This window comes from Polaribacter sp. (assembly GCF_051251875.1).
GTDB lineage: Bacteria > Bacteroidota > Bacteroidia > Flavobacteriales > Flavobacteriaceae > Polaribacter.
Map to the genome: position 1 here is coordinate 1 of NZ_JBPOGL010000042.1, position 14,745 is coordinate 14,745.

Sequence of the window (14,745 nt, forward strand, 5' to 3'; positions counted from 1 at the left end):
GTATGTTTCCTCTCTGTTAATTACAAAAATAATAAAATTTAATAAATAAAATTAGGAATTAAAGATAGTACCTAAACCTGTTTACTAGCTATTTTTTTTAAGTAAAACTTAATACTACTCTAAAAACTTGAATAACCAACAACATTAAACCAATAAAGGTTAATGCGAATACAATTCCCAAATTATTCCAATAACTATACAAGCTACGTTTTTCCAAACCTACTTTATAAGCTTTTGGCAAAGCAGTTTTAATTAAATAAACGGTAAGTAAAAAGAATATAATTCCAGTAATTATAGGAAAACCTTCTAAAACAAAAAAAAACCTCTTAAAAAATCTTTCAACAATTCTTTCACGACAAAATAATATTATTCAATTTTATCAGCAATACTTTTAGCCAAAGCAACAAACTCATCATTAGACAGTTTAACTTTTTGAATATATTGTATGTCTGCCATTTTATTAATAGGAATTAAATGCACATGAACATGAGGCACTTCTAAACCAATTACACTCATACCAATTCTGTTACACGGAACTGCTTTTTCTAAGGCTTTTGCAACGGTATAAGAAAAATCCATTAAGTTAGAATATTCTTCTCTAGACATCTCAAAAATCTTATTTTCTTCCTTTTTAGGAACTACCAAAGTGTGGCCTTTTGCATTAGGATTGATGTCTAAAAATGCAATAAAATCATCATTTTCTGCTACTTTATAACTTGGTATTTCTCCTGTAATTATTTTTGTAAATATGCTCATTTTAAAAAGTTGTTAATTCTTAGTAAATATATAAAAGAATTCGGGTTTTGGCGATGCCAAAACCCGAATTTATAATGAATTTCTGTTGCCAAATAAAATTGAACAACTGCTTATAAAAATGTTAATTTGCCTACAAACAAGACTAGCCCTGATTGAACGGCCTGTTTGAGCTCTTTTTTGTTTTTACAAAAAAAGCGAGTAGTGAAAGCAGGAAATAGCTTCTAATAATACAATTAGAGGTTTTCTGCTTGGAAATAACCTTATCTAGAAATATCCATAATTTCGAATTTCATAATTCCGTTAGGAACCTTAATTTCTGCAAAATCACCTACTTTTTTACCCAATAAACCTTTACCAATTGGCGAGTTTACCGAAAGTTTTCCGTTAGCTACATCCGTTTCAGAATCTGCCACTAGTGTATAAGAAAATTCCATTCCGTTGCTAGAATTTTTAATTTTCACTATAGAATGAATTAAAATTTTTGAAGTATCTAATTGAGATTCATCTATAATACGAGCGTTAGAAACTACGTTTTTTAACTTTGCAATCTTAAATTCTAAATGAGATTGTTCTTCTTTTGCTGCATGATATTCTGCATTTTCACTTAAATCTCCTTTATCTCTAGCGTCTGCAATTTCTTGCGTTACTCTAGGGCGCTCTACTTGTTCTAGTTGCACCAATTCATCTTTCAATTTCTTTAATCCTTCTGCTGAATAATATGATATTTCACTCATTATTTTCTTTTTTAAAACTTTTCTTTTTTTCTAATAAAGTACTCTAATTTACTAAAAAAAATCTACTTTTTACCCAAAAAACCCACTACGGGTTTAAATTTAAAAATCCCATTGCCTAAACAGGAATGAGATTGGATTACAAATGTACAAAATATTTGTAACTTGCCATCGTTTTAAAAGTATCTAAACATTATTATGATAAAAAAAGCACTTCTTTTTATTGCTCTTACCATTTTTTTTAGTTGTACAGATAATACAACTTTAGCTAACTGTTTGCCTAATTTACAGGTTAGTGTAACCACAGACCTAAACAACCCTGGAGTAATAAACGCTAATGTTCCTGGTGGTTTTGCTATCATTAACGGAGGTTCTAAAGGAATATTACTTTTGAATGTAAACGGCAACGATTTTGTTGCATATGATAGAATTTGCCCAGAAAATGACTGCACTTCTCCTATGGAGTTTAAAAATGGATTTATACTACAATGTACTTGTGATGATAGCCAATATGGTGTTGGTTCTGGTATTGGTGGCGCACCACAAACTGCAGGTTTTAATTGTTGGGCAAGAGAATATAAAGTAACAAAAAATGGCTCTGTAATTAGAATCAGTAATTTTTAGCATACTTAAATATTCATACGTATTTTTGTGGAAACTTAATATTACTAAAAGTGAAAAACTATTTTTCTTCTGATTTTAAATTGGGTGTTCTTGGAGGCGGACAATTAGGGCGAATGTTATTGGCTGAAACTCAAAAACTAGACATTCATACTTCTATTTTAGAAAGTAATAAAAATGCACCTTGTGCAGCTATTTGCAACACTTTTGTGGTTGGAGATTTATTAGATTTTGATGCCGTTTACAACTTTGGAAAAACGGTAGATCTATTAACTATTGAAATTGAAAATGTAAATCTTGATGCTTTAGACAAACTAGAAGATGAAGGTTTAACAATTTACCCAAAACCGAAAGATTTACGCATTATTCAAAGTAAAGCAAGACAAAAGAATTTTTATGTAGATCATCAGATTCCTACAGCAGAATTTTCTCACTTTGCACATTCAACTGAAATTAAACATTCTTACCAAAATAATACCATAACGTTGCCTTTTGTTTGGAAAGCTGCGCGTTTTGGCTATGACGGAAACGGGGTAAAAATTGTGAGAACACTAGAAGACATAAACAATTTGCCAAACGTAGAATGTATTACAGAAAAACTGATTCCTTTTAAAAATGAATTGGCGGTAATTGTGGCAAGAAATGCCACCGGTGAAGTAAAAACATATCCTGTTGTAGAAATGGAATTTCACCCAGAAGCAAACCAAGTAGAATATGTAATTTGTCCGGCAAGAATAGATTTTAAAGTGGCAGAAAAAGCCAGAGAACTTGCTCTAAAAGTTGTAAGCGATTTAGATTTTGTTGGTTTATTGGCTGTAGAAATGTTTCAAACAATAGATGATAAAATAATAGTAAATGAAGTTGCGCCAAGACCACATAATTCTGGGCATTATTCTATTGAAGCTAGTTATACCAACCAATTTGAACAACATTTAAGAAGTATTTTAAATCTTCCGCTAGGAAACACGGAAAGTAAAGTTGCCGGAATTATGGTGAATTTAGTTGGTGAGGAAGGTTTTTCTGGAAATGTAGTTTATGAAAATATTGAAAAAATTTTAAAGATTGATGGCGTTACTCCTCATATTTATGGAAAAAAAGAAACACGTCCTTTCAGAAAAATGGGTCATGTTACTATTGTAAATACTGATATTGATATTGCTAGAAAAATAGCACAAGAAGTAAAAGAAACCATTAAAGTAATAAGTAAAAAAAATTAACATTAAACAAGTATCACTGATAATTGATCACCGATAACTGGTAACCGATAACCAATAACTGATCACCGATAACTGATAACCGATAACCGATAACTGATAACTGATAATTGATAATTGATCACCAATAATTGATAACTGGTAACCGATAACTGATTACCAATAACTGATCACCGATAACCGATAACCGATAACTGATAATTGATAATTGATCACCGATAATTGATAATTGATCACCGATAATTGATAATTGATCACCGATAACTGATAACCGATAACTGATAATTGATAATTGATAACTGAAAAGATAATTGAAAAATTATGGTAGGAATAATAATGGGAAGCGATTCTGATCTTCCAATAATGCAAGAAGCAATAGATATTTTAGAGAGTTTTAATATTGCAATAGAAGTAGATATTGTTTCTGCTCACAGAACTCCAGAGAAATTAGTAGACTATTCTAAAAACGCACACAAAAGAGGAATACAAGTTATTATTGCAGGTGCTGGCGGCGCAGCACATTTACCAGGAATGGTAGCTTCTATGAGTCCGTTGCCAATAATTGGTGTTCCGGTAAAAAGCAGAAATTCTATTGATGGTTGGGATTCTGTATTATCAATTTTACAAATGCCAGGAGGCGTTCCTGTAGCAACAGTAGCTTTAGATGGCGCAAAAAATGCAGGTATTTTGGCGGCGCAAATTATTGGTGCTTCCAACCCTAAAGTTTTAGATAAAATTATTGCTTACAAAGAAGAATTAAAATTAAAGGTTGAGCAAGCTTCAGAAAGAGTAAAAAAATAATTTGAAATGAATTTTAACCAAGATGTTCTGCGTAAAAATGCCATATTTTATATTGGCTTTTTTTTATTCGCTTTTATAAGTTTAGCGGTCACACAATATTTTGGTAGAGATGCATTACATCTATTTATAAATGCCCATCATAATAGTTTTTTTGATGTATTTTTTAAATACTTTTCAAAATTTGCACCTATAGTATTTATCATCGCAATTTTAGGATATGTAATTCAGAAAGAAAACTACAAAGTACTTTTTTTTATGCTTACTTCTTATGCCATAAATTTTATAATTGCTACGGTTGTAAAAAGATTATTTTTTATTCATGTGCACAGACCCACTTATTATTTTTCTCAAAAAGGAATAGATTTGCATTTAATAGAAGGCGTAAGAAGTCAGATTCCTTTTACGTTTCCGTCTGGTCATACGGCAGAATCCTTTATGTTCATGCTCTTTATTTGTATGATTACTACTTCTAAAAAAATACAGTTTTTTACTGTTTTTATTGCCATAATTATGGCGTATAGTAGAGTATATTTATCTAAACATTTTTTAATAGATACGGTGGGCGGAGCTTTTTTAGGCGTTTTTATAATTACCTTACTGTATTATGTTTATCAACCAAAAAACACCACCTTACTAAATAAAAAAATAAGAACATCAAATTAATTATTGCTCTTATTGATGCTATTTTTCCGACAATAAAAATTGATAGTTTAGCTATATTTGAACCAAAATTTATACAATTTTATGAATCCTCTTTTACAAGATTTTACAACAGCACCTTTTTCTAAAATTTCTTCTTCTGATTACAAACCAGCTATTAAAAAAGCTATTGAACTTGCCAAAGAAGAAATTAATAATATAGTTACCAATACAGAAAAACCTACGTTTACAAATACTACTGTTGCGTTAGATTTTACAGGTGAAAAACTAAACAGAATTACAAGTATATTTTTCAATTTAAATTCTGCAGAAACCACTGATGAAATTCAGAAAATTGCCCAAGAAATTTCTCCTTGGCTAAGTGAGTTTCGGAATGATATAACTTTAAACAATAAGTTGTTTTTAAGAGTAAAATCGGTTTTTGACACCATTGATGATTTAAAATTAACGCCCGAAGAAAGAATGTTGTTAGAAAAACAATACAAAGGTTTTGCAAGAAATGGCGCTAATTTAAATGAGGAAGATAAAACAGAATTAAGAAAAATTGATGCAGAACTTTCTAAATTATCACTAAAATTTGGTGAAAATGTTTTGGCAGAAACCAATGCTTTTGAACTACATTTAACCGAAGAAAAAGACGTTTCTGGCTTGCCCGAATCTGCAAAAGAAGCGGCACAACAATTGGCAAAAGAAAAAGGCAAAGAAGGGTATGTTTTTACATTAGACTACCCTAGTTACATCCCTTTTATGACCTATGCAGACAATAGAGAATTACGTAAGAAATTTTCTATAATTGCTGGTAAAAAAGGATTTCAAAATAATGAATTTAACAACGAAGAAATTGTTTTAAACATTGTAAAATTAAGACATAAAAGAGCAAATTTATTAGGTTTTAAAACCCATGCACATTTTGTTTTAGAAGAAAGAATGGCAGAAACGCCAGAAAAAGTAATTGCATTTTCTAATGATTTATTACAAAAAGCAAAGCCTGCAGCCTTACGCGAATTTAAAAACTTAGAAAATTACGCTAAAAAATTAGACGGAATTAAGGCACTTGAAAAATGGGATGCTTCATATTATTCTGAAAAATTAAAAAAAGAAATTTTTGATTTAGATCAAGAAGTGCTAAAACCTTATTTTAAATTAGAAAATGTTATTAATGGTGTTTTTACCATTGCTACTAAATTATTTGGATTACAATTTAAAGAAATTTCTACTGTAGATAAATATCACGAAGATGTAAAAACCTACGATGTAACAGATGATAACGGAAATTCTGTAGCTCTTTTTTATGCCGATTTTCACCCTAGAAAAGGAAAACGAAATGGTGCATGGATGACTTCTTACAGACCACAACAAATTAAAAATGGAGTTAATGAAAGACCACATGTTTCTATTGTGTGTAATTTTACCAAACCAACAGCTACCAAACCATCACTTTTAACTTTTAACGAAGTTACAACCTTGTTTCATGAATTTGGTCATGCGTTACACGGAATGTTAGCAAACACAACTTATAACAGCCTTTCTGGAACTTCTGTTTCTTGGGATTTTGTTGAATTACCAAGTCAGGTTTTAGAAAATTGGTGTTTCGAAAAAGAAGCATTAGAATTGTTTGCAAAACATTATAAAACCAATGAAGTTATCCCGATGAAATACATCGAAAAAATTAAAGAATCTGCTAGCTTTCATGAAGGAATGCAAACGTTACGTCAATTAAGTTTTGGATTATTAGATATGAAATGGCATTCTGAAAATCCATCAGAAATAACCTCAATAAAAGACTTTGAAAATATTGCTTTTGCAGACACCAAATTATATCCGGATGTAGCAGAAAATTGTATGAGCACTTCTTTTTCTCATATTTTTCAAGGCGGTTATTCTTCTGGATATTATTCTTACAAATGGGCAGAAGTTTTAGATGCTGATGCTTTTGAATATTTTTTAGAGAAAGGAATTTTTAACACAGAAGTGGCATCAAAATTTAAAGAACATGTATTGTCTAAAGGTGGCACAGAAAAACCTATGATTTTATACAAACGTTTTAGAGGTAAAGAACCAAAACCAGATGCTTTGTTAAAACGTGCCGGTTTACTGTAATTTTAACTGAAAATATTTTCAATCTTTCACTAAAAAAGCCACGAACTAAATCGTGGCTTTTTTGGTTAAATTTATAGGTAAACTTTAGGTAAGTTAATGCATTTGCTTCCTTAAAACAATCCGTTAATTTGAGAGTCTATTCTATCTATAATGTATCCTAAATCTTCTTGATTTTCTACAAAATCTAAATTATCTACATCAATAATTAGTAATTTTCCTTTTGTATAAGTAGAAATCCAAGCTTCATATCGTTCGTTTAACCTGCTCAGATAATCAATACTAATAGAGTTTTCATAATCTCTACCACGCTTGTGAATTTGACCCACCAATGTAGAGATATCTGCACGCAAATAAATTAACAAATCTGGAGGCGTTACTAAGTTTTCCATCAACTCAAACAAAGAACTATAATTATTATAATCTCTGTTTGTCATTAATCCCATAGAGTGCAAGTTAGGCGCAAATATATGAGCATCTTCATAAATTGTTCTATCTTGTATTAAGTCTTTACCTGCTTCTCTTAATTCTAAAATTTGACGAAAACGACTGTTTAAAAAATAAACTTGCAAATTAAAAGACCAACGCTCCATTTCTCCATAAAAATCATCTAAGTAAGGGTTTTCATCTACAGATTCAAAATGAGGTTTCCATTTATAATGTTTGGCTAATAGTTTGGTTAGCGTGGTTTTACCAGCACCAATATTTCCTGCAATTGCAACGTGCATAAATTATAATCTAAAAAGGTTAAAAGTGATGCTAAAATAGTGAAAATAATAAATAGAATAGGGTAACAACCTGTTTTAAAACTAAAATTTATAATGAGTTTATTTTAAACTTTATATTCAAATAGTATATTTTTAAAAAGTTTACATATCAAAATTCTTATAAACCATTCTTAAAGAATAGTAAGATTCTAAAAATTTAATTATATATATATTAAACTTTTGATCTTTTTCTAAGTCTTACTAAATGTAATTGGATCTTTTCTTACATAAACCTAAACTTATATTTATGAAACCATTGTTTACATTCATTCTAATATTTATTTCTATTATTACTTTTGGACAAAGAGATTTTCAAGGACAGGCTACTTATATGTCTAAAACTTCCATAGATTTAAATAACTTTTCGCGAGGCGGAGAGCAACCTTCTGAAGCTAGAAAGAAAGAAATTCAAGCTAGAATGAAATCTCAGTTAGAAAAAACATTTATTTTAAACTTTGATAAAACGTCTTCTCTTTATAAAGAAGATGCAAAATTAGAAGCACCAACAACAGAAGGTGGTAGAGGTCCAAGATTAGGAAGTTTTTTTGGTGGTGGAACAAAATATAAAAACACAAAAGATAAAGTAGCCTTAGAAGCTACCGAATTTTTTGGTAAAAAGTTTTTAATTTCTGATGAAATGGAGCAACCACAATGGGAACTAGGTGCAGAAACAAAACAAATAGGAAACTATGTTTGTTACAAAGCAACTTTGCTTAAAGATGCAAACCCTATAGATTTTTCTAACTTTAGAAGACCTAGAAAAGGAGAGAAAACAGAAGAAAAACCAACAGAAGAAAAAGAAACAAAACAAATATTGGTAACTGCTTGGTATACACCACAAATACCCGTTAGTAACGGTCCTGGAGAATACTGGGGTTTACCAGGTTTAATTTTAGAACTAAACGAAGGAACCACTACTATTTTATGTACAGAAATAATATTGAATCCTTCAGAAAAAAAAGAGATAAAAGCTCCTAGTAAAGGTAAAAAAATTACAAGAAAAAAATACACTGAAACGATTACTAAAAAAATGGAAGAATTAAAACAAAACTTTCAAAAAAGAGGTAGAGGTGGTAATCGTGGAGGCGGACGTTCTTAGCACAAAAAAATAATTGCAAATTAATTTTAACTTATGAAAAAAATATTTTTGCTAACCATTTTTATGGTTACACTTTTTACAAATGCTCAGGTAAAATTAACAGGTGTAGTAAAAGATAGTATTGGTGAACCTTTAGAAATGGCAAATATATTAGCTATAAATAAGGCTACCAATAAAATAGCTTCTTACGGTTTTACAAATGAAAAAGGTTTTTATAAAGTAAATGTAGATAAAAACACCTCTATTATATTAAAAATAAGTTATGTAGGTATGAAATCTTCAAGTTTTTCAATTGAAACTTTATCAGAAGATATTGTTACAAATGCAATGTTAGCTTATGATAATGCTTTAGACGGTATAAATATTGTGTCTAAAATGCCTGTAACTATTAAAGGAGATACAATTGTTTATAATGCAGATTCTTTTCAAAATGGTACAGAAAGAAAATTAGAAGATATTCTAGAAAAATTACCAGGTGTAGAAATAAATGATGATGGAGAAATTGAAGTTGAAGGAAAAACTGTAGAAAAATTAATGGTAGATGGCAAGGACTTTTTTGATGGAGACACCAAACTTGGTGTTAAAAACATTCCTTCTAATGCTGTTGATAAAATAGAAGTTTTAAGAAATTTTGGAGATGTTACCCAGTTAAAAGGTGTACAAGACAATCAAGATAGAGTTGCTATAAATATTAAATTAAAAGAAGGTAAAAAGAACTTTTGGTTTGGAGATATCACTGCCGGAGCAGGAGATGCACCAGATGAAACATTGTACTTATTGCAACCTAAATTATTTTATTATTCTCCAAAATATACCATAAATGTTATTGGAGATCTTAATAATATGGGTGAAGTGGTATTAGACAGAAGAACTCTTAGAGGTTTTAGCGGAGGTTTTAGAAGTCAAAGCCCATCTAACGGAACAAACATTAGTTTGGCTAGTGCAGGTATTGGTTTCTTGTCTGCAAGTACTAGAAATGCAAATAAAATTAATACAAAACTAACCGCTTTAAACTTTAGTTATTCACCAAATAAGAAATTAGATTTAAGCGGATTTTTAATTTTTTCTAGTAATAATAATGGGCAAAAAAACAACAACTCTATAGATTATGTAGATCCTACAACACCAGATGATTTTAGACAAAGCATAACAGATCAAACCAGTAATACAGGCTTATTTAAATTTAGTGCTAATTATAAAAAAGACATTAATAATCAATTAGATTATGATGTTATTGGTCGTTTTTCTAATGAATTTAGAACAGATGCTGTAAATTCTCGTGTTTTAAGTGATATTTCTGAAAATGAAAGAGCAACACCTTTTACTATCAATCAAAATTTAAGTTATTTCTATACAGCAAATGAAAATAATATTTTTGCACTAGAAGTAAAACATCAATTACAAGATGAAGATCCGTTTTATGTGGCTTCTTTAGAAAACAACCCTAACAATAATGACGATGCAAATAATGATGGTTTTGATGATGCTGCAGAAAGTTTAGGCTTAGATAGAAGCAACCTATTTTACAACTTACAACAAGATAGAAAAGTAAAATCGAATCAATTAGATGCAAAATTAGATTATTACAATATTTTAAACTCTAAAAGTAATTTGAATTTAGTTGTAGGAACCATCTTAAGCAAACAAAACTTTGACTCAAAGTTTTTTCAAATTTTAGATAATGGTAGTAGTTTTAATCCAAATCCTACCATTCCAGGAAACACAGATCCAAGAACAACAAATGATACAGAATATAATTTTACAGATATTTATGCAGGAATTAGATATCGTTTAAAAACAGGTATTTTTACATTTACTCCTGGTTTTACAGCACATTCTTATTCTGTAAAAAACACCCAATATCAAACAGAGCTGGTTAAGGATTCTTTTCAAAAGTTTTTTCCAGAACTTTCTTTAATTGCACAGTTTAAACAAAGCGAATCTTTACGATTTTCATACAAACAAGAAGTTAATTTTACAGATGTAAATCAACTAGCAAGAGGTATTGTTGCCAATAGCTATAATTCTTTTTACTTTGGAAATGAGGAATTAACAAATGCTAGTTTACACAATTTAAACTTAAATTATTCTAGCTTTAATATGTTTAATTATACAAATGTATTTGCAAGAATAAATTATAAAAAAACAATAGATCAAATAAATAAGAATACTATTTTTGAACCCAGTTCTGTAGTTTCTAGTAGCACATCAATAAACTCACCACTAGACAATGAAAGCTTTTCTGCATCTGGTAGAGTTGGTAAAACTTTTAATAAAATTAAAACATCTTTAGGAGCTAATTATAATTACAGCAAAACCTATCAATTTGTAAATGAGCAAGAGAATACAAATAAAATTAATAGTTACTCTTATTCTACTAGTATTGGTACCAATTTTAATAAAGCACCCAACGTATCATTAAAGTATGGAATTAGTTTTTCTGACCAAGACAACAGTGCAAGAACCACTATTGTAAAAGGCGTTACACATAAACCATCTATAAGTTTTGATGCTTATGTTTGGAATTCTCTAACAATTCGTTCAGATTTTTCTTACAATGAAGTAAGACAAAATGGTAGCAATCAAAATTCATACAATATTTGGGACACCACGTTTGCGTACAGAAAAAATAAAGATGCAAAATGGGAATATGAACTAGTAGGAAGCAACCTTTTAGGAACTGGCTCTACAACAAAGGTTAATAATGGTACTATTTCGTATACTATAAATGAAACTTTTATTTTACCAAGATTTATAAGCCTTAGAGTAAGATATCAACTATAATTTAAAATAGATTTTTTGAATAAAAAATGGCACAAGAAATTGTGCCTTTTTTCAGTTACTTTCTTACTTTAGCAAGATGAGTTTATTGGCATCAAAATCTACCATCTTTGCAAGCTTTAAAAGTTTAGGAGCACTTTTTCTGTTTATCATTTTTGGTCTTTTTTTAGATAGTTATTTTTTTATAGAAATTACAGAAAACGCACAATTATATGCTAATATTAGCATGTTTATTGGTTTTTTTATTGTCTTTTGGCAAGTAAATAAACGAGTAAAAGAACAAATGATTTATGCTGTTTTAATTGCTTTTTTTGGCGAATATTTGTTTTCCATAGCCTTAGGAATGTACACCTACAGATTAGAAAACATACCTCATTATATACCGCCAGGTCATGCCATAGTATACGTTGCTGTTTTATATTTTTCTAAAGCAGCCTCCATTATTAAACACCGTATAAAAATTGAAAAATATTTTACTTATTTCATCCTTATATATGCTACTTCATTTCTAATTTTTAAAAATGATGTTTTCGGTTTTGTAATGACAATTGCTACCTTACTTATTTTAAGAAACAAGCCTAAAGAACGACTTTTTTACCTAACAATGTATATTACCGTTGCTTATTTAGAAATAATTGGCACTAATTATTTATGTTGGAAATGGCCAGAAACGGCTTGGAATACTTTTGATTTCTTACCAAGTTACAATCCACCAAGTGGTATTAGTTTATTCTACTTTTTACTAGATTTAGGTTGTTTGTGGTTTTATAAAAAACGACATAAACTAGCTTGGAGTAGAATGAAAAATATAAGAAAATTAAAAATGCATTAATTAAAATGCAAATTACCCTACCAAAACAGTGTTTTTTTTTAACAATCAATAAAAAAAATTCAATAAAATTAACATAAAAAATAAAGATTTAGTTTTATGTTTGTTATCAATCTTAAAATAAAAAATAAAATGAGAAAAATTATTATTTTAATTTTCTTGTGTTTTGTTGCTTCTACAAACTTCGGACAAGATAAATTTTGGACATTAAATTCTTTAGAAACCTCTAATTTTTCTCCAAAAGATTTATACAGTAGAAAAACACTACCTACTGCCTTTAAAATTTACAACCTAGATATAAAACAAATAACCCAATCGTTAAAAAGTGTTACGGATAAAGTTTCTACAATTGTCTACTTACCTACCAACAATAACAAAGTAGAAAAATTTAGTATTAGAGAAGCAAGCATATTGGCACCTGCATTGTCTGCAAAATACCCAATGATAAAATCGTATGTTGGGCAAGGCTTAGAAAACCCAGATAAGACGGCAAGATTTAGTGTGGGTACAGATGGTTTACATGTTGTTATTTTTAATGCTGATGAAAAATCTTTTTATATAGACCCTTACACCAAAAATAACAGTAAATATATTGCTTACAGTAAAGGAAGTGTAGATAACGCAAATTCATCTCTTGAGTGTTTAGTGAGAGATACAAAATCTCCAATAATAAATACAGATCCTATTCATAGTATTGAAAATGCGGATGACAGTAAATTAAGAAAACTTAGACTTGCATTGGTCTGTACATCTGAATATGCAAACTTTCATTTAGACCAACAAGGAATTGATATTCTTTCTGATGAAGCCGTGAGAAAAGCTGCTGTATTATCTGCTATGAATTCAACAATGACAAGAGTAAACGGTGTTTTTGAAAGAGATTTAGGTGTGCGCATGGAACTTGTTGCGGATAATGATAAATTAATATTTTTTCATACAAGTTCTGACGGATTAACCAATGACAATGCGAATCAATTAATAAATGAAAGTCAGACCAAATGTGACGATGTAATTGGTGATGCAAATTACGATATAGGTCATACACTAAGCACAGGAGCTGGAGGATTAGCCGGTCTTGGTGTAGTATGCATTACAGGATCAAAAGCACGTGGTGTTACCGGAACAGATAATCCTATAAACGATCCTTATGATATTGATTTTGTTGCACATGAAATGGGACATCAATTTGGTGCAAATCATACATTTAATAACTCTTGTAGTGGTAACAGAAACAATGCTACAGCAATAGAGCCTGGAAGTGGTTCCACAATTATGGGATATGCAGGTATTTGTACTCCTAATGTACAAAGTAATAGTGATGATCATTTTCACGCAATAAGCATTACCGAAATGTGGAATAACATACTTAGCTCTGCTACATGTGCTACATTAGTAGAGACTAACAACCCTGCACCAACAGCAAATGCCGGAGCAGATTATTCAATACCAAGACAAACTCCTTTTGTATTACGAGGAATAGGTTCAGATGCTAGTGAAGGAAATATATTAACCTACAATTGGGAACAAATAGATCCAGAAATTGCAGCAATGCCACCAGTACTTGCTAGTACATCTGGTCCTACTTTTAGGTCATTACCTTCTTCTACTTCTCCGGATAGATATATGCCCGCATTAGCCACCATTATTTCTGGAGAAACATCTACAACTTGGGAAGTTTTACCTGGAAATATTAGAGATATGAATTTTTCTTTGGTGGTTAGAGATAATAATCCTGGTGGCGGAAGTAGTGCAAGAGATGACGTAACCATATCTATGGCATTTGGTTTTACCTTTGCTGTTACTTCTCAAAATAGCGCTGTTACTTGGGATAATGGAAACTCTGAAACCATTACTTGGGATGTAGTAGATTCTGATAAAGACCCTATAAATTGTTTAAAAGTAAATATTAAACTTTCTTTAGATGGTGGTCTTACTTTTCCTATAACTTTAGCTAGCAATACAGATAATGATGGTTCTGAAACAATTGTTGTACCAAATAACGGAACTACAGAAGCTAGAATTATGGTAGAAGCAGCAGATAATATTTTTTACAATGTGAATACCACAAATTTTATTATTAACGGCGCAGCAGCTTCTGTAAAAGATGTGGCTTTTAATGGTTTTAATTTATATCCAAATCCTTCTAACGGAGCATTTCATTTGAATTTTGAAGTCTTAAATACCAACCAAGTATCTGTTCAATTGTTTGACATTAGAGGAAGACTTATCAACCAAAAAGATTTTTACAATACAGCATCAAATTTCTCTGAAGAAATAAATTTTAGTAAAACATTACCAGGGTTGTATTTGATAAAAATTATAAACGGCAACAAACAAACTACCAAAAAACTAGTGATAGAGTAATAATTTCTATATCATTAAAATGATA

General features: G+C 30.0%; 12 protein-coding genes. 9 read left to right on the top strand and 3 right to left on the bottom strand.

Annotated features, from left to right (window positions below; translation table 11 throughout):
* Positions 1–366: 366 nt before the first annotated feature.
* Entirely contained in the window at positions 367–756 is a 390-nt protein-coding gene (locus ACSHW5_RS15035; RefSeq protein WP_435676969.1) for an HIT family protein, read from the bottom strand.
* Between the two features lie 260 nt (positions 757–1,016).
* Positions 1,017–1,490, bottom strand: coding sequence for a transcription elongation factor GreA (greA, locus tag ACSHW5_RS15040; protein ID WP_435676970.1), 474 nt, complete (start codon positions 1,488–1,490; stop codon positions 1,017–1,019).
* 195 nt (positions 1,491–1,685) lie between these two features.
* Between greA and ACSHW5_RS15045 the strand changes: the two genes are divergently transcribed.
* The 5 genes from ACSHW5_RS15045 to ACSHW5_RS15065 all read left to right on the top strand — a co-directional run bounded on the left by ACSHW5_RS15045 (position 1,686) and on the right by ACSHW5_RS15065 (position 6,883).
* Positions 1,686–2,111, top strand: a complete 426-nt coding sequence (locus ACSHW5_RS15045; protein ID WP_435676971.1) for a phosphoribosylaminoimidazole carboxylase — start codon at positions 1,686–1,688, stop codon at positions 2,109–2,111.
* Between the two features lie 50 nt (positions 2,112–2,161).
* Positions 2,162–3,325, top strand: a complete 1,164-nt coding sequence (locus ACSHW5_RS15050) for a 5-(carboxyamino)imidazole ribonucleotide synthase (protein WP_435676972.1) — start codon at positions 2,162–2,164, stop codon at positions 3,323–3,325.
* A gap of 318 nt (positions 3,326–3,643) precedes the next feature.
* Complete coding sequence (purE, locus tag ACSHW5_RS15055; protein WP_435676973.1) at positions 3,644–4,123, top strand: 5-(carboxyamino)imidazole ribonucleotide mutase; 480 nt, start codon at positions 3,644–3,646, stop codon at positions 4,121–4,123.
* 6 nt (positions 4,124–4,129) lie between these two features.
* Positions 4,130–4,786 carry a phosphatase PAP2 family protein gene (locus tag ACSHW5_RS15060; protein ID WP_435676974.1) on the top strand — a complete coding sequence of 219 codons (657 nt, stop codon included), beginning with the start codon at positions 4,130–4,132 and terminating at the stop codon, positions 4,784–4,786.
* Between the two features lie 81 nt (positions 4,787–4,867).
* Positions 4,868–6,883 (top strand): M3 family metallopeptidase, encoded by a 2,016-nt coding sequence (locus ACSHW5_RS15065; protein ID WP_435676975.1) that lies wholly within the window; start codon positions 4,868–4,870, stop codon positions 6,881–6,883.
* A 110-nt stretch (positions 6,884–6,993) separates the two neighbouring features.
* On the opposite strand, the gene ACSHW5_RS15070 is transcribed toward ACSHW5_RS15065, so the two are convergent.
* The gene (locus ACSHW5_RS15070; protein ID WP_435676976.1) at positions 6,994–7,608 is read right to left on the bottom strand and encodes a deoxynucleoside kinase; all 615 of its coding nucleotides are present in this window, start codon (positions 7,606–7,608) and stop codon (positions 6,994–6,996) included.
* 286 nt (positions 7,609–7,894) lie between these two features.
* Here ACSHW5_RS15070 and ACSHW5_RS15075 point away from each other — a divergent pair, with 286 nt between their 5' ends.
* The 4 genes from ACSHW5_RS15075 to ACSHW5_RS15090 all read left to right on the top strand — a co-directional run bounded on the left by ACSHW5_RS15075 (position 7,895) and on the right by ACSHW5_RS15090 (position 14,720).
* A complete protein-coding gene (locus tag ACSHW5_RS15075) occupies positions 7,895–8,746 on the top strand; it encodes a GLPGLI family protein (RefSeq protein WP_435676977.1) in 852 nt (283 codons plus the stop codon).
* 33 nt (positions 8,747–8,779) lie between these two features.
* On the top strand, positions 8,780–11,530 hold the full coding sequence (locus ACSHW5_RS15080) for an outer membrane beta-barrel protein (protein ID WP_435676978.1): 2,751 nt from the start codon (positions 8,780–8,782) through the stop codon (positions 11,528–11,530).
* Between the two features lie 76 nt (positions 11,531–11,606).
* A complete protein-coding gene (locus tag ACSHW5_RS15085) occupies positions 11,607–12,359 on the top strand; it encodes a hypothetical protein (protein WP_435676979.1) in 753 nt (250 codons plus the stop codon).
* A 129-nt stretch (positions 12,360–12,488) separates the two neighbouring features.
* Complete coding sequence (locus ACSHW5_RS15090) at positions 12,489–14,720, top strand: reprolysin-like metallopeptidase (protein ID WP_435676980.1); 2,232 nt, start codon at positions 12,489–12,491, stop codon at positions 14,718–14,720.
* Positions 14,721–14,745: the final 25 nt, after the last annotated feature.

Coding starts and splice junctions, on each gene's coding strand:
- ACSHW5_RS15090 (WP_435676980.1), top strand. CDS start 12,489: ATGAGAAAAATTATTATTTTAATTTTCTTGTGTTTTGTTGCTTCTACA.
- ACSHW5_RS15065 (WP_435676975.1), top strand. CDS start 4,868: ATGAATCCTCTTTTACAAGATTTTACAACAGCACCTTTTTCTAAAATT.
- ACSHW5_RS15035 (WP_435676969.1), bottom strand. CDS start 756: ATGAGCATATTTACAAAAATAATTACAGGAGAAATACCAAGTTATAAA.
- ACSHW5_RS15080 (WP_435676978.1), top strand. CDS start 8,780: ATGAAAAAAATATTTTTGCTAACCATTTTTATGGTTACACTTTTTACA.
- ACSHW5_RS15045 (WP_435676971.1), top strand. CDS start 1,686: ATGATAAAAAAAGCACTTCTTTTTATTGCTCTTACCATTTTTTTTAGT.
- ACSHW5_RS15060 (WP_435676974.1), top strand. CDS start 4,130: ATGAATTTTAACCAAGATGTTCTGCGTAAAAATGCCATATTTTATATT.
- ACSHW5_RS15075 (WP_435676977.1), top strand. CDS start 7,895: ATGAAACCATTGTTTACATTCATTCTAATATTTATTTCTATTATTACT.
- ACSHW5_RS15085 (WP_435676979.1), top strand. CDS start 11,607: ATGAGTTTATTGGCATCAAAATCTACCATCTTTGCAAGCTTTAAAAGT.
- ACSHW5_RS15070 (WP_435676976.1), bottom strand. CDS start 7,608: ATGCACGTTGCAATTGCAGGAAATATTGGTGCTGGTAAAACCACGCTA.
- greA (WP_435676970.1), bottom strand. CDS start 1,490: ATGAGTGAAATATCATATTATTCAGCAGAAGGATTAAAGAAATTGAAA.
- purE (WP_435676973.1), top strand. CDS start 3,644: ATGGTAGGAATAATAATGGGAAGCGATTCTGATCTTCCAATAATGCAA.